The sequence below is a fragment of the Streptomyces sp. NPDC051963 genome (assembly GCF_044593495.1).
GTDB lineage: Bacteria > Actinomycetota > Actinomycetes > Streptomycetales > Streptomycetaceae > Streptomyces.
The window spans coordinates 500,603-519,301 of sequence record NZ_JBIUCC010000007.1; the positions used below are offsets into that span (position 1 = coordinate 500,603).

At 70.5% G+C, this 18,699-nt stretch carries 15 protein-coding genes; 13 read left to right on the top strand and 2 right to left on the bottom strand.

All coding sequences use genetic code 11. From position 1 onward, the window contains the following. Positions 1 to 6: 6 nt before the first annotated feature. The 6 genes from ligA to gatB all read left to right on the top strand — a co-directional run bounded on the left by ligA (position 7) and on the right by gatB (position 8,478). Entirely contained in the window at positions 7 to 2,199 is a 2,193-nt protein-coding gene (gene ligA / locus ACIHFB_RS30295; RefSeq protein ID WP_365286977.1) for an NAD-dependent DNA ligase LigA, read from the top strand. Between the two features lie 269 nt (positions 2,200 to 2,468). Then, the gene (locus ACIHFB_RS30300; protein WP_365286979.1) at positions 2,469 to 4,712 is read left to right on the top strand and encodes a bifunctional diguanylate cyclase/phosphodiesterase; all 2,244 of its coding nucleotides are present in this window, start codon (positions 2,469 to 2,471) and stop codon (positions 4,710 to 4,712) included. A 193-nt stretch (positions 4,713 to 4,905) separates the two neighbouring features. Continuing rightward, positions 4,906 to 5,202: an Asp-tRNA(Asn)/Glu-tRNA(Gln) amidotransferase subunit GatC gene (gatC, locus tag ACIHFB_RS30305; protein WP_007384860.1), complete on the top strand. Its 297-nt coding sequence runs from the start codon at positions 4,906 to 4,908 to the stop codon at positions 5,200 to 5,202. Between the two features lie 7 nt (positions 5,203 to 5,209). Beyond that, a complete protein-coding gene (gatA, locus tag ACIHFB_RS30310; RefSeq protein WP_365286981.1) occupies positions 5,210 to 6,709 on the top strand; it encodes an Asp-tRNA(Asn)/Glu-tRNA(Gln) amidotransferase subunit GatA in 1,500 nt (499 codons plus the stop codon). Next, a complete protein-coding gene (locus ACIHFB_RS30315; RefSeq protein ID WP_210588009.1) occupies positions 6,706 to 6,948 on the top strand; it encodes a hypothetical protein in 243 nt (80 codons plus the stop codon). The genes gatA and ACIHFB_RS30315 overlap by 4 nt, the downstream gene beginning before the upstream one ends. A gap of 15 nt (positions 6,949 to 6,963) precedes the next feature. Next, a complete protein-coding gene (gene gatB / locus ACIHFB_RS30320; protein WP_365286983.1) occupies positions 6,964 to 8,478 on the top strand; it encodes an Asp-tRNA(Asn)/Glu-tRNA(Gln) amidotransferase subunit GatB in 1,515 nt (504 codons plus the stop codon). 59 nt (positions 8,479 to 8,537) lie between these two features. On the opposite strand, the gene ACIHFB_RS30325 is transcribed toward gatB, so the two are convergent. After that, on the bottom strand, positions 8,538 to 9,350 hold the full coding sequence (locus tag ACIHFB_RS30325; protein ID WP_365286985.1) for a methyltransferase domain-containing protein: 813 nt from the start codon (positions 9,348 to 9,350) through the stop codon (positions 8,538 to 8,540). Between the two features lie 188 nt (positions 9,351 to 9,538). Between ACIHFB_RS30325 and ACIHFB_RS30330 the strand changes: the two genes are divergently transcribed. From ACIHFB_RS30330 to ACIHFB_RS30360, 7 genes are all read left to right on the top strand, one after another. Further along, a complete protein-coding gene (locus tag ACIHFB_RS30330) occupies positions 9,539 to 9,826 on the top strand; it encodes a hypothetical protein (RefSeq protein WP_365286987.1) in 288 nt (95 codons plus the stop codon). A gap of 194 nt (positions 9,827 to 10,020) precedes the next feature. Beyond that, positions 10,021 to 12,255 carry an MMPL family transporter gene (locus ACIHFB_RS30335; RefSeq protein WP_400128642.1) on the top strand — a complete coding sequence of 745 codons (2,235 nt, stop codon included), beginning with the start codon at positions 10,021 to 10,023 and terminating at the stop codon, positions 12,253 to 12,255. Next, entirely contained in the window at positions 12,233 to 12,808 is a 576-nt protein-coding gene (locus tag ACIHFB_RS30340; protein WP_365286991.1) for a GNAT family protein, read from the top strand. The genes ACIHFB_RS30335 and ACIHFB_RS30340 overlap by 23 nt, the downstream gene beginning before the upstream one ends. A gap of 35 nt (positions 12,809 to 12,843) precedes the next feature. After that, on the top strand, positions 12,844 to 13,437 hold the full coding sequence (locus tag ACIHFB_RS30345; RefSeq protein WP_365286993.1) for a hypothetical protein: 594 nt from the start codon (positions 12,844 to 12,846) through the stop codon (positions 13,435 to 13,437). A 203-nt stretch (positions 13,438 to 13,640) separates the two neighbouring features. Then, the gene (locus tag ACIHFB_RS30350; RefSeq protein ID WP_365286995.1) at positions 13,641 to 13,826 is read left to right on the top strand and encodes a hypothetical protein; all 186 of its coding nucleotides are present in this window, start codon (positions 13,641 to 13,643) and stop codon (positions 13,824 to 13,826) included. Between the two features lie 131 nt (positions 13,827 to 13,957). Next, entirely contained in the window at positions 13,958 to 17,014 is a 3,057-nt protein-coding gene (locus ACIHFB_RS30355; protein WP_365286997.1) for an AAA family ATPase, read from the top strand. 154 nt (positions 17,015 to 17,168) lie between these two features. Beyond that, complete coding sequence (locus tag ACIHFB_RS30360) at positions 17,169 to 17,387, top strand: DUF6191 domain-containing protein (RefSeq protein ID WP_400128723.1); 219 nt, start codon at positions 17,169 to 17,171, stop codon at positions 17,385 to 17,387. A gap of 9 nt (positions 17,388 to 17,396) precedes the next feature. Here ACIHFB_RS30360 and ACIHFB_RS30365 read toward each other — a convergent pair whose 3' ends face one another. After that, on the bottom strand, positions 17,397 to 18,605 hold the full coding sequence (locus ACIHFB_RS30365) for a PQQ-dependent sugar dehydrogenase (RefSeq protein ID WP_400128643.1): 1,209 nt from the start codon (positions 18,603 to 18,605) through the stop codon (positions 17,397 to 17,399). Positions 18,606 to 18,699: the final 94 nt, after the last annotated feature.

Genomic DNA, 18,699 nt, shown 5'->3' on the forward strand with positions numbered 1-18,699 from the left:
AATACGGTGGCCGGCGACAAGCAAGCGGAGACGACGGTGCCCGCCGAAGCGCGGGAGAAGCACGCGAAGCTCGCTGAGCAGATCGAGGAGCACCGCTTCCGGTACTACGTGAACGACGCTCCCGTCGTCAGCGACGCGGAGTTCGACAAGCTCCTGCGCACCCTGGAGGGGCTGGAGGAGGAGTATCCGGAGCTGCGCACACCGGACTCGCCGACCCAGAAGGTCGCGGGGGCGTACGAGACGGAGTTCACCTCCGTCCAGCACCGCCAGCGCATGCTCTCGCTGGACAACGCCTTCAGCGAGGAGGAGCTCGCCGCCTGGGCCGAGCGCGTGGCCAAGGACGTCGGTACCTCCGACTACCACCTTCTCTGCGAGCTCAAGGTAGACGGCCTCGCCGTCAACCTCACCTATGAACACGGCCGCCTCACGCGCGCGGCGACCCGCGGCGACGGCCGCACCGGCGAGGACATCACGCCCAACGTCCGCACCATCGCGGAGATCCCGGACCGCCTGACGGGTGACCGGGTACCGGACCTGGTGGAGATCCGCGGCGAGGTCTACTTCCCGATGGAGAAGTTCGAGGAGCTCAACGCCCGCCTGGTCGAGACGGACCACAATCCCTTCGCCAACCCACGCAACGCGGCGGCCGGTTCGCTGCGCCAGAAGGACCCGCGCGTCACCGCCTCCCGCCCGCTGCACATGGTCGTCCACGGCATCGGCGCCCTGGAGGGCTTCGAGGGCCTCAGCCGCCTCTCCCAGGCGTACGACCTGCTCAAGACCTGGGGCCTGCCCACCTCCCGGCACAACAGAGTGGTCGACGGCCTCGACGGCGTACGGGAGTTCATCGCGTACTACGGCGAGAACCGCCACTCCGTGGAGCACGAGATCGACGGGGTCGTCGTCAAGCTCGACGAGATCCCGCTCCAGGGACGGCTCGGCTCCACCTCGCGCGCCCCGCGCTGGGCGATCGCGTACAAGTACGCGCCCGAAGAGGTCAACACCAAGCTGATCAACATCCGCGTGGGCGTGGGCCGCACGGGCCGGGTCACGCCGTACGCCCAGGTCGAGCCGGTGACGGTCGCGGGCTCCGAGGTCGAGTTCGCCACCCTGCACAACCAGGACGTGGTCAAGGCCAAGGGCGTCCTGATCGGGGACACGGTGGTGCTGCGGAAGGCCGGCGACGTCATCCCGGAGATCCTCGGTCCGGTCGCCGACCTGCGGGACGGCAGCGAGCGCGAGTTCGTGATGCCGGCCGAGTGCCCCGAGTGCGGTACGGCACTGCGGCCGATGAAGGAGGGCGACGTCGACCTGCGCTGCCCGAACGCCCGCACCTGCCCGGCCCAGTTGCGTGAGCGCCTGTTCTACCTCGCCGGCCGCAAGGCGCTGGACATCGAGCACTTCGGCTATGTCGCCGCCGCCGCGCTCACCAAGCCGCTGGAGCCGGCCGACCCGCCCCTCGTCGACGAGGGCGACCTGTTCGACCTCACCATCGAGCAGCTGCTGCCCATCAGGGCGTACGTCCTCGACCAGGACAGCGGCCTGCCCAAGCGGGACCCGAAGACCGGCGAGGAGAAGATCGCCACGGTCTTCGCCAATCAGCAGGGCGAACCCAAGAAGAACGCGGTCGCCATGCTGGAGAACATCGCGGCGGCCAAGGAGCGCCCGCTCGCCCGGATCATCACCGGTCTGTCGATCCGTCATGTCGGACCGGTCGCCGCCGAGGCGCTGGCCCGGGGGTTCCGCTCCATCGACCGGATCGAGCAGGCCACCGAGGAGGAGCTGGCGACCACCGACGGCGTCGGGGCGATCATCGCCGCCTCGCTCAAGGAATGGTTCGCCGAGGAGTGGCACCAGGAGATCATCCGAAAGTGGAGGGCGGCCGGCGTCCGCATGGAGGAGGAGGGCGCAGGAGAGGACGAGGGCCCGCGTCCGCTCGAAGGGCACACGGTCGTCGTCACCGGCACGCTCGAACACTTCACACGGGACGGCGCCAAGGAAGCGCTCCAGGACCGGGGAGCGAAAGTGACCGGTTCTGTTTCGAAGAAGACGTCTTTCGTCGTTGTGGGTGACAATCCTGGTTCGAAGTACGACAAGGCGATGCAGTTGAAGGTGCCCGTGCTGAACGAGGACGGCTTCAACGTCCTGCTGGCACAGGGGCCGGAAGCAGCGGCCGAAGTCGCCCTTCCGGCAGAGGAGTAGCGGTTGAAGGCCACCCGTTCGGCGCATACCAGATGCATACGGGTGGCCGGGGCGCAATCGGGCAACCGTCGACGACCGCTGCCCGTGGAAGCCTTCTGCGGCCTACTGTTGAGGAGTGCGCCTGCCGTGCCCAGCTGCGGTTGGGGCATCCCCTTGCTCAGAGAGGGCTTTCAAGGGCAGGGGGAAGGGTCTTCCAACGCGGCGCCGTCGAGGGATGTCGGGCAACGGGTCGCGTGGCGTGGGCACCGCCGGCTGTGAGAGGGACGGGAATGGAACCGACCGAGAGCGCCGCCCCTTACTCGCGGCTGCGCATGCGCCGGGTCGCCGACGCATGGCGGGGGAGCCGGTGGGGCGCGTGGTCCGCGGCGCGTCCGGGCACGCAGGAGCGTACCGCCGGACAGCGCCCCGCGGCCGACGGCCGGGGCACCGCACAACTCACCGCCGAACACACGCACAGCACACTTCAGGACATCGACGCGGACCGGCACGCATCCTGGCCCGCACTGCCCGCCGCGGTCGTCGCGGGGGCCGGATTCGTCCTGGGCGGCGGCTTCTTCCGCGGGTTCACCGGTGACCACGCCCTCTTCCCGTCCGGCGCCGTCGGCTGGTCGCTCGCCGTACTGACCGGCATCATCGTCGGCCACCTGGTCGCGCTCGGCCGCGCCCGCTGGTGGGGCGGCACCGGCTCCGGCGCCGCCCTCACCCTCGCCGTGCTGATGCTGTACGGCTGGGTGCCCGCCGGAATGGTCAGCCTCACCGTCGTCGTCCTGGTCGGCATAGCCCGCCGCAACCGCTGGCGGCAGGGCGTGCTGCACGGCGCGGTCGACATCCTCGGCATCGGCGCCGGCGCCCTGGTGCTGGCCGCGTTCGGCAGGGTGCCGTCCGTCGAGACCCCCTGGAACCCCGACACCTGGACCTTCTACACCGCTCCCGAAGTGGTGCTCGTCGCGGTCGCCTATCTCGCGGTGACCCGCACTCTGCTCTGGTATCTGCACGCCCCGCGCACCGGCGGTCTGCCCACGGTCGCCCGCACCGCCCTGGTCAGACAGGGCCTGGTCACGGTCGCGCTGCTCGGCATCGCACCCCTGGTGTGTGTCGTGGCCGTGGCCAAGCCGGTGCTGCTGCCGATGTTCGCGATCCCCCTGATCGCCCTCGACTTCACCCTGTGGATAGCCCGGGCCCGGGCCGAGGAGCAGCTGCGCGACCCGCTCACCGGACTGCCCAACCGGCAGTGGCTGCTCGAACGCATATGGACCGCACTGGACGACGCCGAGCGCATCGGCGCACGGTCCGCCCTGATGCTGATCGACCTCGACCGCTTCCGATCGGTCAATGACACACTCGGCCATCTCGCCGGTGACCGGCTGCTGCTTCAGATAGCCGACCGGCTGCGGGTGGCACTGCCGCGCGGGGCGGAGGCCGCACGGCTCGGCGGGGACGAGTTCGCCGTCTTACTGCCGGTCGCCGACTCCACGACGTCCGCGACCCGTATCGCGCGGAGCCTGGTCGCCGCGCTCAGCTCCCCGCTCGACCTCGACGGACTCACCCTGGTCCTGGAGGCCAGCGCCGGAGTCGCCGTCTTCCCGGACCACGCCCTCGACGCCGAGGGCCTGCTGCGCCGGGCGGACGTGGCGATGTACCAGGCGAAGCGGGACCGCACGGGCGTAGAGGTCTACGAGTCCAAGCGGGACTCCAACACCCCCGACCGGCTCGGCCTGCTGGGCGATCTGCGGCGCGCGCTCGACGCGCACGAGGTGGAGCTGCACTACCAGCCCAAGGTCCGCTTCGACGGACAGGTCGCCGGCCTCGAGGCGCTGGTCCGCTGGGTGCATCCCGAACGCGGGAAGGTGCCGCCGGACGAGTTCATAGCGATCGCCGAGTCGTCCGGGCTGATGCCGCATCTGACGGAGTACGTGCTGGACACCGCGCTCGCCCAGGTCGCCAAGTGGCGCGCACAGGGGCTGCACGTCCCGGTCGCGGTGAACGTCTCCCCGCGCGACGTCCACACCCCCGGGTTCGCGGGCTCCGTGGCCGCGCGGCTCGCCCGGCACGGCGTCCCGGCGGGGTCGCTCCAGCTGGAGATAACGGAACATGTGCTGCTGGAGGACCCGCAGCGAGCCGCCGACACCCTCGCGGGGCTGACCGGGCACGGCGTGAAGATGTCGCTGGACGACTTCGGTACCGGGTACTCCTCGCTCGTGCATCTACGGCGGCTGCCGGTGAGCGAGCTGAAGATCGACCGTTCCTTCGTCGCCCGGCTGGCCGTCGACAACGAGGACGCGGAGATCGTGCGCTGCACGGTGGACCTCGCCCATTCGCTGGGCCTGCTCGTGGTGGCCGAAGGCGTCGAGGACGACGAGACGTGGGAGCGGTTGCGCGACCTGCGGTGTGACGCCGTACAGGGGTGGCTGGTCGCTGCGGCGATGCCGGCCGAGGAGACGACGGCGTGGCTGCGGGCGCGGGGGTCGCGGGGGTGGCAGCGGCCAAGGGCGGCACTGCCTGCGGCGGAGTGACGTACCAGCCTCAGCTCGCCTGCGCGGTCGCGCCCCTTAGGGGCGCGGGGAACTGCGCGACCAGCCACAGCGGACCTGCAGACCTCCGGCGGCCCGATCCGGCACTGCCTTCCGGAAACCGTTTAACGGCCGGAGGCCCCCGCCCCATAGGATTGGTCCCAAACCACACACTCTCACCCCAGAGGATCGCTGCATGCCTGGCATCACGCGCGAGGAGGTCGCCCACCTCGCACGGCTGGCGCGTCTGGAGCTGAAGCCCGAAGAGCTAGAGCACTTCGCGGGACAGCTGGACGACATCATCGGCGCGGTCGCACGCGTCAGTGAGGTCGCCGACCAAGACGTACCGCCGACCTCGCACCCGCTCCCGCTGACGAACGTCATGCGGGCGGACGAGGTCCGTCCGTCGCTCACCCCCGAGCAGGCGCTCTCCGGCGCCCCGGCCCAGGAGCAGCAGCGTTTCAAGGTGCCGCAGATCCTGGGGGAGGACTAAAACCGCCATGACGGACACCCACATCATCAAGCTCACCGCCGCCGAGACCGCCGCGAAGATCGCTTCCGGTGAACTCACCGCGGTGCAGGTCACCGAGGCCCATCTGGCCCGTATCGAGGCCGTCGACGAGAAGGTGCACGCCTTCCTGCACGTCGACCGCGAGGGGGCGTTGGCCCAGGCCCGCGCCGTCGACGAGAAGCGTGCCAAGGGCGAGAAGCTCGGCCCCCTCGCCGGCGTGCCGCTCGCGCTGAAGGACATCTTCACCACCGAGGGCATCCCGACCACCGTCGGTTCCAAGATCCTCGAGGGCTGGATCCCGCCGTACGACGCGACGCTCACCAAGCGGCTGAAGGCCGCCGACGTCGTCATCCTCGGCAAGACCAACATGGACGAGTTCGCCATGGGGTCCTCCACCGAGAACAGTGCCTACGGCCCGACCGGCAACCCCTGGGACCTCACCAAGATCCCCGGAGGCTCCGGCGGCGGCTCCTCCGCCGCGCTGGCCGCGCACATGGCCCCCCTCGCCATCGGCACCGACACCGGCGGTTCCATCCGCCAGCCGGCCTCCGTCACCGGCACGGTCGGTGTGAAGCCGACGTACGGGGCCGTCTCGCGCTACGGCATGGTGGCGTTCTCGTCCTCCCTCGACCAGGGCGGGCCCTGTGCCCGTACGGTCCTGGACGCGGCGCTGCTGCACGAGGTCATCGCCGGGCACGACCCGCTGGACTCCACGTCGATCGACGCGCCCGTCCCGCCGGTCGTCGAGGCCGCGCGCAACGGCAGCGTCCAGGGCATGCGCGTCGGCGTCGTCAAGCAGTTCCGCGGCGAGGGCTACCAGGCCGGTGTCATCCAGCGCTTCGACGAGTCCGTCGCTCTGCTCAAGGAGCTGGGCGCCGAGATCGTCGAACTGGACTGTCCGTCCTTCGACCTGGCCCTGTCGGCGTACTACCTGATCGCGCCCTCCGAGTGCTCCTCCAACCTCGCCCGCTTCGACGGCCTGCGCTACGGCCTGCGGACCGGCGACGACGGCACGCACTCCGCCGAGGAGGTCACCTCCCTCACCCGTGAGGCGGGCTTCGGCCCCGAGGTGAAGCGCCGCATCATGCTCGGGACGTACGCCCTGTCGAGCGGCTACTACGACGCGTACTACGGCAGCGCCCAGAAGGTCCGTACGCTCATCACGCGCGACTTCGAGAAGGCCTTCGAGCAGGTCGACGTGATCGTCTCGCCGACCACGCCGACCACCGCCTTCGCGATCGGCGAGCGTGCCGACGACCCGATGGCGATGTATCTCGCGGACCTGTGCACCATCCCGACCAACCTGGCGGGCAACGCGGCCATGTCGCTGCCCTGCGGTCTCGCGCCGGAGGACAACCTCCCGGTCGGGCTTCAGATCATCGCGCCGGCGCTCAAGGACGACCGTCTGTACAAGGTCGGGGCCGCCGTCGAGGCCGCCTTCGTGGAAAGGTGGGGGCACCCGCTGCTCGAGGAGGCTCCGTCGCTGTGAGTAAGGCACTGTCCAAGGCCAAGGGCTTCAAGAAGTCCAAGTCCGGTACGTACCTGTCCATGGCCACCACCGCGTTCGGCGCGGTCAGTGTCGCGAAGCAGGTCAAGAGGGCCCGCTCCGAGAACGACACGCTGCGCCTGATCGACGCGGCCGTGTCCGCCGCCGCCATCGTCACCGGCCTCGCCATCCTCTACCGCGAGCTCAAGCGGCTGGGCGACGACGACGTCCTGCTGGGCTGAGAGGGAAGTTTCACCGTGACCACCACGACCGACCTGGTGTCGTACGAGGACGCGCTGGCGTCGTACGACCCCGTCATGGGCCTTGAGGTCCATGTCGAACTCGGCACCAAGACCAAGATGTTCTGCGGCTGTTCGACCGAGCTGGGCGCCGAGCCCAACTCGCAGACCTGCCCGACCTGCCTCGGCATGCCGGGCGCGCTTCCGGTCGTCAACGCGACCGGCGTCGAGTCCGCGATCAAGATCGGTCTCGCGCTGAACTGCGAGATCGCCGAGTGGTGCCGCTTCGCCCGGAAGAACTACTTCTATCCGGACATGCCGAAGAACTTCCAGACCTCCCAGTACGACGAGCCGATCGCCTTCAACGGCTTCCTCGACGTACAGCTGGAGGACGGCGAGACCTTCCGCGTGGAGATCGAGCGCGCCCACATGGAGGAGGACACCGGCAAGTCGCTGCACGTCGGCGGCGCGACGGGACGTATCCACGGCGCCTCGCACTCGCTGCTCGACTACAACCGCGCCGGCATCCCCCTCATCGAGATCGTCACCAAGCCGATCGAGGGCGCGGGCGAGCGTGCTCCCGAGGTCGCGAAGGCGTACGTCGCCGAGCTGCGCGAGCTCATCAAGGCGCTCGGTGTCTCCGAGGCCCGCATGGAGCAGGGTCAGATGCGCTGCGACGTGAACCTGTCGCTGCGCCCGCACGGCCGCGAGAAGTTCGGTACGCGCTCCGAGACGAAGAACGTCAACTCACTGCGTTCCGTGGAGCGTGCGGCCCGCTTCGAGATCCAGCGGCATGCCGCCGTACTCGACGGCGGCGGCACGATCATCCAGGAGACCCGGCACTTCCACGAGGACACCGGGTCGACGACTTCGGGCCGTGTGAAGGAAGAGGCCGAGGACTACCGGTACTTCCCCGAGCCGGACCTGGTGCCGGTGGCCCCCTCGCGTGAGTGGGTCGAGGAGATCCGGGCCGGTCTGCCGGAGATGCCGCTGGCCCGCCGCAACCGCCTGGTGGCGGAGTGGGGCATCTCGGCCCTCGACATGCAGGCGATCCTCAACGCCGGTGCGCTGGACCCGATCGTCGCCACGATCGACGCCGGTGCCGACGCCGGCTCGGCCCGCAAGTGGTGGATGGGTGAACTGGCGCGCAGCGCCAACGAATCCGCCACGTCGCTGGACGAGCTGGCCATCACGCCGGAGCAGGTCGCCCGGGTCACCGCGCTGGTGAACTCCGGCGATCTGAACGACAAGCTGGCCCGCCAGGTCATCGAGGGCGTCCTCGCGGGCGAAGGCACCCCGGACGAGGTCGTCGACAAGCGCGGTCTGAAGGTCGTCTCCGACGAGGGCGCGCTCGGTCAGGCCGTCGACGACGCCATCGCCGGCAACCCCGGCATCGCGGACAAGATCCGCGGCGGCAAGGTGGCCGCGGCCGGCGCCCTGGTGGGTGCGGTCATGAAGGCCACGCGCGGCCAGGCGGACGCGGCCCGCGTCAAGGAGCTGATCCTGGAGAGGCTGGGCGTCAGCGAGGGCTGAGGCCGACGCTCGCAGTACGGCCCCGGAGGCAGGTCCTCCGGGGCCGTTGCCCTGTCTGCCTACTTACGGCGCCCGACGAGCCGTACGAAGCCCAGCGCGCGCCCCTCGTCGAGCCGCACCATCTCGCTGACCTGGCGGGCCATCGAGCGATGGAACTCCTCGGGGCTCTCCGTGGCGACCACATCGCACCACAGCAGCCAGTCCCGCCAGCCCTCGTCCAGCCAGTCGGCCGCCTCGACCTCCACGGCCCCGCTCCGGGTCCAGTGGCGCCGCCACCAGTCGGCGGAGTGGAAGCACCAGAAGTCGGGCTCCCAGTAGGGCTTGAGATGCTCAGGCGGCTCGGTTCCCGCCGGCTCCTCCCGCAGTGCGGGCACGACGACACCGATCCGCCCGCCGGGCTTCAACAGCCGGGTCAGGGTGGGCAGATAGAGGTCGTCGGTGCCGAAGTACTGGTACGCGTCGATGCTCACGATCGCGTCGAAGCTCGCCTCGGCGAACGGCAGGTCGTGCGCCTCGGTGTGCACGGCCTGCACGCGGTCGGTGAATCCGGCCTCGGCGATACGCCGGGCGTTGTCGTCGGGTTTGATCCACAGGTCGGCGGCGGTGACCTGGGCGTCGTATTCACGGGCCAGGAAGACCGAGGTCATCGCCCGGCCGCAGCCCATGTCGAGCACGGGTGCGCCGGGGCGGAGGGTGTCCAGGCCGAGCGCGGGCGCCAGCCACTCCAGCAGCCACAGCGCGTTCGGGCCCATCTGGTTCTCGATGACCCAGCTGACGTCGTAGCTGTTGCTGCGTGGGTAGCGGGCGTGGGTCAGCCGCTTGGTGAGGTCCTCATTCGAGGGCTCCACCATCGGCGGGGGGATGTCTGGCATCGGTGAACGGGCTCCTTGAGTCCTGGGAAGCGGAGAGGGATACGGAGGAGCTCGGTCGGACGCTCAAACAATGCACCTGCTTCGGCCGGCGGCGGGATGCCGCGAGGACGGCGGACGTTCGGAAGCTAACAGCCGGGTCCGGCGCCCCGCACCAGGTTTCTCAGCCGGAGGCGCTACGCTCGCCCGCCATGAACGGACGCGGTGAATCCGAGATATCCGAGGACTCCGTGCAGGAGGTGCGGCGGGCCCGCTGGACGGCGGCCGGGGTCGGGGCACTGCTGGCCCTCGCGGGCCTGGCCGCGTCGGCGCTCCGCTTCACCGGCTCCGCGCCGACGGTCGCTCCGGCCGCGTACGCCTTCGGCGCGGTCGTGTGCGCGCTCGCGTCGGTCCTGGGGTCCCGGGGGCGGACCCGAAGGGCGTTGTGGCTGCTGGTCATCGGGGTGATGGTGATGGCGCTGGGCGACCAGTTCGACTGATGTGACAGAGTGGCCGTTACTGTCCTGTGATCTGCCTCCCACTCCTGTGAATAAACCCACGAACGCGATAAACGATCACTTGTGCCTGCAAGAGTGGTCCGCGTATTGCTCATATGTTCTTTGCGGGCCGTTCACGTCATGGGCGACTGTTCCCGGTCAAAGATCCACAAATCGTCACCCCTGGGAGCACGTTCGTGGCAGCTCTTGCGCGCTGGTGTGTTCAACGCCGCCTCCTGGCCGTTCTCTTGTGGCTCCTGGCCTTCGGCGGGGTGACCGCGGCCGCCGCCGTCGCCGGAGCCGCTTACTCGAACGACTACGAAGCCCCCGGCACGGAGTCCGGGCGCGCCACCCAGCTGCTGCGCGAGGGCTTCCCCGGTCTCGGTGGCGACAGCGACACCGTTGTCTGGCACACCACGTCAGGAACCGTCCGCGCCGCCGACGTCGAACAGACCATGACCCGCACCCTGAACGAGATCGAGGACCTGCCCGGAGTGGCCGCCGTCGTCAGCCCGTACGACGGCCAGGGCGCGGCGCAGATCAGCGGCAACGGACGTACGGCCTACGCGACCGTCACCTTCGACGACCCGGTCGACGCCATCGACAGGTCCGAGGCACAGGCGGTCGTCGACACCGCCGACTCCGCGCGGTCCGAGGGGCTTCGGGTGGAACTGGGCGGCAGCGCCATCGGACTGACCGAGTCGTCCGGCGGGCATCTCGCGGAGATCGTCGGGGTGGCGGTCGCCGCGGTCGTGCTGTTCCTCGCCTTCGGCTCGCTCGCCGCCGCGCTGCTGCCCATCGCCACCGCGCTGGTGAGCGTCGGCGCGGCATACGCCGGGATCGTGCTGCTCGGGCATGTCATGACCGTGGCCGATTTCGCGCCCATGCTCGGCCTGTTGATCGGGCTGGGCGTCGGCATCGACTACGCGCTGTTCATCGTCACCCGGCACCGGCGCGGTCTGAAACGCGGGCTGTCGGTCACCGAGTCGGTCACGGGTGCCGTCGCGACCACCGGACGTGCGGTGGTCTTCGCGGGGGCCACGGTGTGCATAGCCCTGCTGGGGATGCTGATCCTACGGCTGAACTTCCTCGGCGGTGTCGCCGTCGCCGCCTCGCTGACCGTCGTCCTCACCGTCGCCGCCTCGGTGACGCTGCTGCCGGCCCTTCTCTCCTACATGGGCATGCGGGCGCTCAGCCGCCGCGAGCGCCGCAGGCTGGTCGAGCACGGCCCCGAGCCCGAGCTGCCGACCGGGTTCGCGGCCCGCTGGTCGGCCTTCGTGGAACGCCACCCCAAGAAACTCGGCGCCGTCGCCCTCGCCGTGATCACACTGCTCGCCCTGCCCACGCTGGGGCTTCGTCTGGGCACCTCCGACCAGGGCAACAACCCCGAGACGACGACCACCAGGCAGGCGTACGACCTTCTCGCGGACGGCTTCGGCCCCGGCGTCAACGGGCCGCTGACCCTCGTCACAAGAGTCGACGGAGCCGAGGACGCGCTCGCCCTCGACAACCTCGACGCCACGCTCCGTTCCACCGAGGGCGTCGCGGCCGTGACGCCGGTGGCCTACAACTCCGGTGGCGACACCGCGTATCTGACCCTGGTCCCGGAGTCCTCGCCGCAGTCGCAGAAGACCAGTGACCTCGTCGACCGGCTGCGCACCGAGGTGCTGCCGCGTGCAGAGACGGGCACCTCACTGGACGTGCATGTCGGCGGTGTGACGGCGAGCTACGACGACTTCGCCGAGGTCATCGTCGGCAAGCTGCCGCTGTTCGTGGGCGTCGTCGTGGGCCTCGGCTGTCTGCTGCTCCTGCTCGCCTTCCGGTCCGTCGGCATCCCGCTGAAGGCCGCCGCGATGAACGTCGCCGCCGTCGCCGCCGCGTTCGGTGTCGTCGTCGCGATCTTCCAGTGGGGGTGGGGGAGCGAGCTGCTGGGGCTGGGCCGCGCGGGCCCGATCGAACCCTTCCTGCCGGTCATCATGGTGTCGGTGCTGTTCGGCCTCTCCATGGACTACCAGGTCTTCCTGGTCAGCCGGATGTACGAGGAGTGGCTGGAGACCGGCGACAACCGGCGGGCCGTCCGCATCGGCCTCGCCGAGACCAGCCGGGTGATCAACTCCGCCGCCGTCATCATGATCTCGGTCTTCCTCGCCTTCGTGCTCAGCGGCGACCGCGTGATCGCCATGTTCGGCATCGCGCTGGCCGCCGCGGTCGCCCTCGACGCCTTCGTGCTGCGTACGCTGCTGGTGCCGGCGCTGATGCACCTCCTCGGCGGCGCCAACTGGTGGCTGCCGCGCCCGCTGGAGAAGCATCTGCCGCGCATCAGCATCGAGCCGCCCGAGTGCCGGGCCGCCCATGAGAGGCTCGCCGACGTCGACGTCGTGGAGCAGCTGGAGAAGGAGCGGGAACAGGATGTACGCGATATCCCTGGGTGACGACGGGGCCGAGCTGCGCCCGCTGGAGCCGTGGCACGCCGAGGAGTTCCTGGCGAACCTGGAGCGGGGCAGGGAGTTCATCGGACAGTTCATCCCCTTCGGCTCGAAGGTCACCGACGTGGCCTCCGCCCGGGAGACGCTCCAGCGGTACGCGCAGCTGCGGGCGGCCGACACCGCCGGCTACCACGGCATCTGGCTGGACGGAAAGCTCGTGGGCGGGGTGCTCACCCTGAACTTCGACGCGGAGCAGGGCAACTGCGAGGTCGGCTGCTGGCTGGAGCCCGCCGCGACGGGGCGTGGCCTGGTCACCCGGGCCATGCGGGTGCTCATCGACTGGGCGGTCCAGGAGCGCGGTATCCACCGGGTCGAGTGGGTCGCCGCCTCGGGAAACACGGCCAGCATCGACGTCGCCCGGCGCCTGGGCATGACCCGGGACGGAATACACCGGGAGGCCCACCCCTATGGTGGCGTACGGCACGACCTGGAGGTGTGGTCGATCCTCGCCCCCGAATGGCGTGAAGCACGCGCGCGTGCCGCTCGCAACGATCATTAAGAGACTTCTCAGACGGGATCCGTACGGTGCGCGACATGGGAACCAAGACTGCTGACGAAACCGGTGCCGAGACGGGCGCCGAGACCAGGAACGACGAGGAGAAGGTGGACGTCACCAAGACCGACGAAGTGACGGAGACCGAGGCGGAGGACACGGTCGACGCGACCGAGGACGAGGCTGAGGACGCGCTCGACGAGACCGAGGCCGAGGACGTCGTGGTCCAGGAGAAGGGCTCCTCCGACGTCGGCCAGGGCGCGGGCGCCATCGTGTCCGCCGCGCTGGGCCTCGTCTCGCTCACCGGCAGCTGGCTCGGCACCGTCGCCTCCGCGCGCGAGAACCTCATCGGCCAGATGCAGAACTCGCAGAGCCAGGACCTCGCCACGCTGGTCAAGGAGGGCTACGGCGACGGCTGGAACATCACCGCGCTGTACGGCGGCGTGTTCGCGCTCGTCGCCCTGCTCATCGGCGTCGTGGTGCTCGCCCGTCCCGCGTTCGGGGCGCCCGGCAAGCCGCAGGCTGCCTGGATCAAGTCGGTCTCCTGGGCGGGTGTCGCGCTCGGCGTCATCGGGCTGCTGCTCGCCGTCCTCAAGTACACCGACGTCCTGGTCGGACTGCCTTCCACCAGCTGAATCACCGCAGGTCCTGAGGGGTCTTAGGGCATCCGTAAGCACCTTACGGAGCGCCTGAGGCCCCTCCTGCGCGTCTAAGGCCCCGCCCGCCGCCGAAGATGCGGAACTCTCCCGATGTGGCCGACCCCCCTGGCAGACGAAGGTTGAGACATCGCAGCAAGCGATGCAGAGACCGACCTCTCACCAGAAAATTTGGGGACACCATGTTCGAGTACGAGATGCACCAGCTCCGCTCCACCGAACTCATCCGCCAGGCCGAGCAGGAGCGGATCGCCCGCGACGTGGTCCGCGCTCGCCGCGCCGCCCGCAGCGAAGCCACTCGACGCTCCGCCGAGCCGGACAGCCATACCGACCGTCCACGCCGGCACCGGTTCGCCCGCGTCGCATGACGCCGGGGGAGGGCGGCGGTGCAAGGGCCGTACCGAGCAGCGGTACGGCCCTTGCCCGTACTCCGGCGCATGCCGCCGCCCCGACGATCACCCAGAAGAAAAGCGGTCCCCTGTTGTCGGACCCCCGTGCCATGCTCGGGGCTGTGGAGACCAGGTCCGTCAGTCCCGTGTTCGTCGGCCGCGGAGACGAGTTGGACGTGCTGAACGACGCGCTCGCCGGCGCCGCGGCGGGCGAGCCGCAGGCATTGCTGATCGGCGGTGAGGCCGGGGTCGGCAAGACGCGGCTCGTCGAGGAGTTCGCCACCGCCGCCTGCCGACAGGGCGCGGTCGTCGCACTCGGCGGCTGCGTCGAGATCGGCGCCGACGGACTGCCCTTCGCCCCCTTCTCCGCCGCCCTGCGAGCCCTGCGCCGTGCCCTGCCCGGCGAACTGGCCGCCGCGGCCGCCGGACAGGAGGAGGAACTGGCCCGGCTGCTGCCCGAGATGGGCGAGACGACCACCGCCCGGACCACCGGCCGCGACGACGAGGAGGGCATGGCCCGCCTCTTCGAACTCACCGCACGTCTCCTGGAGCGCGTCGCCGCCGACCACACGGTGGTCGTCGCGCTGGAGGACCTGCACTGGGCCGACGCCTCCACCCGCCATCTCCTCTCCTACCTCTTCCGCACGCTGCGCACCGGCCGCCTCGTCGTCCTGGCCACCTACCGCTCCGACGACATCCACCGCCGCCATCCGCTGCGCCCCCTGCTCGCCGAACTCGACCGGCTGCGCACGGTCCGCCGGGTCGAACTCGGCCGCTTCAGCCGCGAGGAGGTGAGCCGCCAGATCGCCGGCATCCTCGCCGCCGAGCCCGACCCCGCCCAGGTCGACGAGATCTTCCAGCGCTCCGACGGCAACGCCTTCTTCGTCGAGGAACTCGCCGTCTCCGCCGCCGAGGGCTGCCGCACCGGCCTCACCGACTCGCTGCGCGATGTGCTCCTGGTCCGGGTCGAAGGGCTGCCCGAGAGCGCCCAGCGGGTCGCCCGGATCGTCGCCGAGGGCGGCTCCGCCGTCGAGTACCGACTGCTCGCCGCCATCGCCTCACTCGCCGAGGACGACCTGATCGAGGCGCTGCGCGCCGCCGTGAACGCCAATATCCTCAGCGCCGCCCCCGACAAGGACGGCTACCGCTTCCGCCACTCCCTGGTCCGCGAGGCCGTCGGCGACGACCTGCTGCCCGGCGAGCGCTCCCGCCTCAACCGCCGGTACGCCGAAGCCCTGGAGGCCGACCCCACGCTCGTCCCCGCCGACGAGCGCGTCCTGCGCCTGGCCAGCTACTGGTACCACGCCCATGACCCCGCCAAGGCCCTGCCCGCCGTCCTCGCAGCCTCCGTCACGGCCCGCCACCGGCACGCCCACTCCGAACAACTGCGGCTCCTGGAACGGGCGATGGAGCTGTGGGACACCGCCCCCGAGGACATCCGGGCGACCCTGCGCCCCGTCGACTACACCGAGGTCTATCCGCCGTGCGGCTGCGACCCCGCCACCACGCCCCTGCGCTCCCTCGACCTGATGGCCGAGGCCGCCGTCGCCGGACGGCTGTGCGGGGAGCGCGAGCGCGCCCTGAAGATCACCAAGCGGGCCCTCAGACTGCTGGAGGACGAGGGGGATCCCCTGCGCGCCGCCTGGTTCTGGAACCAGCGGGCCCGGCTGGTCCAGGCGCTGTCCCGCGGCGACGGCTGGCAGGAACTGGCCACCGCCCAGGAACTGGTGCGCGGTCTGCCGCCCTCCGAGGTACATGCCGAGGTCCTCTCCTCGGTCGCCAACTGGTCGATGCTGCACAACCCTGGCCCCGACGCGCTCATCGCCGCCGAACGCGCCGTGGAGTACGCGCGCATGGTCGGCGCCCGCGACATCGAGATGAACGCGCGGCTGACCCTCGGCGGGCTCATGATCGACTCCGGCGACACCGAGGGCGGCCTCACCGAGGTGTACCGGGTCAAGGAGCAGGTGGCCACGCTCGGCGACGTCTCCGTGATGGGCCGCGCCCATGTGAACCTGCCCTCCCACCTGGAGGGCATAGGCCGCTCACGGGAAGCCGTCGGTGTGCTCAAGGAAGGCGTCGAATTCGCCCGGCGACTGCGCCTGCCGGACACCGAGGCCTGGGTCTGGGGCAACCTCGCCGACTCCCTGCACTCCCTGGGCCGCTGGGACGAGGCCGCAGCGGCCGCCGACACCTCGGAGCGCGTGGGCCAGAGCGCCAAGCCCCGCGGCTTCCGCGCCAAAACCCTTGCCATGCTCGCGCTCGCCCGCGGTGACCTGGCCGAGGCCGCCCGCCGACTGGCCGCCGCCCGCGGGCACTTCGGCACCCACGACCACGTGCCCCAGCACACCCTGCCGCTGGCCCACCTCACCATCGGCATCGCCATCGACGAGGGCCGCCTCCTCGACGCCCGCGCCGAACTCGGACGCGTCCTGAACACCGGCTTCCCACCCGGCACCCAGCGCTACGCCTGGCCCATTCTGCTCATCGCCGCCTCCGCGGAGGCCGACGCCCGCGGCCTGCCCACCGCCGACCCCGGCCGCGCCGAGATCATCGAACGCATCCGCACCGCCGCCAAACGCCTGGCCACGAACGTCCCCGTCTGGCAGGCCTACGACCGCTGGGTCCGGGCCGAACTGCTGCGGGCCGAGGAACGCGGCACTCCCGACGACTGGTCCGAGGTCGTCACCGCCTTCGAATGCCTCGACCGGCCCTACGACCTCGCTCGCGTCCGCCACCGCCTCGCCGAGGCCCTGCTGCCGTCCGGCGGCGACGACGAACGTGACCGGGCCGCCGAGCTGCTCCGCCTGGCCCATGCCGTCGCCGACCATCTCGGCGCCCGCCCGCTGGCCGACGCGACCGCCCTGCTGGCCCAGCGCGCCCGCCTCGCCCTGACCCACTCCCCGAAAGGCCCGCCGGTCCCCACCGACCCCGTCGAGGCCCTCGGCCTCACCGGGCGGGAACGCGATGTCCTGCGCCTGGTCTCCGCGGGCCGCACCAACCGCCAGATCGCCGAGGAACTCTTCATCTCCCCGAAGACGGCCAGCGTCCACGTCTCCAACATCCTGTCCAAACTCGGCGTCTCGGGCCGGGGAGAAGCGGCGGCGGTGGCACATCGGCTGGGGCTGTTCGCCACCGACCCGGCCGGTGCCCCGGCGGTGGGGTGAGGCGCACCGACCCGGATTTCCGCCGGTCCCTAGACAGCGCCCCGGAGCAACCGAGCCCGGTTCACGGCGACGGCCGGCGGCTCTCACGCCCCGCCCTCCACCGACCGGCGCGGCGTACGCTGAACGAGACCGGCAGGGAGGCGCCGTGTTCAATATGTTCGAGGAGCTCTTCGCTCCGGGCCGCAAGCACACCCGCGACGAGCAGAACCGGCTGGAACTGACCCGGGAGGACGTCGGAGACGCCGACCCGGGACGCGGTCCGATAGATCTTGCGTCCGGGAAGGTCGTCGTACGGCAGCCGAAGCCTGACGAGGACGACGACGACCAGGACGATCAAGACGACCGGGACGAGCCCGACTCCGAGGAGGAGTGAGCGCCGGCGCTAATCCACCTGCACCTCCAGGATCCGGTCATCGCCGCTCGACGGGGAACCGCGCCCGTCGGTCTCGCTCGTCACCAGCCACAGCTTGTCGTCGCCCGCCGAGACCACGGTGCGCAGCCGGCCGTACTCACCCTCCAGGAAGGCCTGGGGGTCCGCCGATGCCTCCGTGCCGTTCAACGGGATGCGCCACAGGCGCTGGCCCTTCAGTCCCGCCATCCAGATGGAGCCCTCGGCGTAGGCGATACCGCTGGGGGAGGCGTCATCCGTGCCCCACTGGGCTATCGGGTTCTGATAGGCGTCGTCGTCGGACTTGCCCTCGACTTCCGGCCAGCCGTAATTGCCGCCAGGCTTGATCGCGTTCAGTTCGTCCCAGGTGTCCTGGCCGAACTCCGAGGCGAACAGACGCTGCTTGGAGTCCCAGGCGAGGCCCTGCACATTGCGGTGGCCGTACGAATACACGGGCGAGTTCGGGAACGGGTTGCCCGACGCCGGTTCGCCTTCCGGAGTCAGGCGCAGGATCTTGCCGCCGAGGGATTCCTTGTCCTGGGACAGGCCCTTCTCACCGCTCTCGCCCGTGCCGGCGTACAGCATCTTGTCCGGGCCGAAGGCGATCCGGCCGCCGTTGTGGATGAAGCCCTTGGGGATGCCCCGGAAGATCGTGTCGGGTGCGCCCAGCTGCTCGCCGGACGGCTTCTCCGCGTCGTACAGCATGCGGACGATGCGGTTGTCCGAGGCCGAGGTGAAGTAGGCGTAGACCATGTGGTCCGAGGCGTAGTCCGGGGAGAGCGCGAGGCCCATGAGGCCGCCCTCGCCGGCGGGGGACACCCCGGGCACCTCGCCCAGCTCGGTCTTCTTGCCCGTCTCGGTGTCGACCCGGGTGATCGTGGCCTCGTCGCGCGAGGAGACCAGCAGGTCGCCGTCGGGGAGCGGGGCCAGGCCCCAGGGGGTGTTCAGGTCCTCGGTGACCGTGCGCACGACCTTCACCGAGCCCTTCGCCGGCGGGGTGGCCTCCGCGGCCTGTCCCGAGGACGAGGACTCAGCGCCCGTACGACCCGATGACGCGGTCCCCTCGCCGTCCGGCGATCCCGATCCTCCGTCGTCGGAGGAACAGCCGGCCGTCAGCAGGAGCGTGGCCGCGGCCAATACGGCCGACACAGCTCGACGTTGCACGATCATGGTCCCTTCGACGCGGCAGGTTCTACTTGTCATACACCGCTCGCGCCCCACAGGTTCCCGATCAACGAATCCCGAATCGCCCCCGGCCAAGTTCGCCGGCGTCGGGTACCTCGCCGAGTCCGGCAAC

Coding starts and splice junctions, on each gene's coding strand:
- ACIHFB_RS30300 (WP_365286979.1), top strand. CDS start 2,469: ATGGAACCGACCGAGAGCGCCGCCCCTTACTCGCGGCTGCGCATGCGC.
- gatC (WP_007384860.1), top strand. CDS start 4,906: ATGCCTGGCATCACGCGCGAGGAGGTCGCCCACCTCGCACGGCTGGCG.
- gatA (WP_365286981.1), top strand. CDS start 5,210: ATGACGGACACCCACATCATCAAGCTCACCGCCGCCGAGACCGCCGCG.
- ACIHFB_RS30325 (WP_365286985.1), bottom strand. CDS start 9,350: ATGCCAGACATCCCCCCGCCGATGGTGGAGCCCTCGAATGAGGACCTC.
- ACIHFB_RS30330 (WP_365286987.1), top strand. CDS start 9,539: ATGAACGGACGCGGTGAATCCGAGATATCCGAGGACTCCGTGCAGGAG.
- ACIHFB_RS30340 (WP_365286991.1), top strand. CDS start 12,233: ATGTACGCGATATCCCTGGGTGACGACGGGGCCGAGCTGCGCCCGCTG.
- ACIHFB_RS30345 (WP_365286993.1), top strand. CDS start 12,844: ATGGGAACCAAGACTGCTGACGAAACCGGTGCCGAGACGGGCGCCGAG.
- ACIHFB_RS30350 (WP_365286995.1), top strand. CDS start 13,641: ATGTTCGAGTACGAGATGCACCAGCTCCGCTCCACCGAACTCATCCGC.
- ACIHFB_RS30355 (WP_365286997.1), top strand. CDS start 13,958: ATGCTCGGGGCTGTGGAGACCAGGTCCGTCAGTCCCGTGTTCGTCGGC.
- ACIHFB_RS30360 (WP_400128723.1), top strand. CDS start 17,169: ATGTTCGAGGAGCTCTTCGCTCCGGGCCGCAAGCACACCCGCGACGAG.
- ACIHFB_RS30365 (WP_400128643.1), bottom strand. CDS start 18,605: ATGACAAGTAGAACCTGCCGCGTCGAAGGGACCATGATCGTGCAACGT.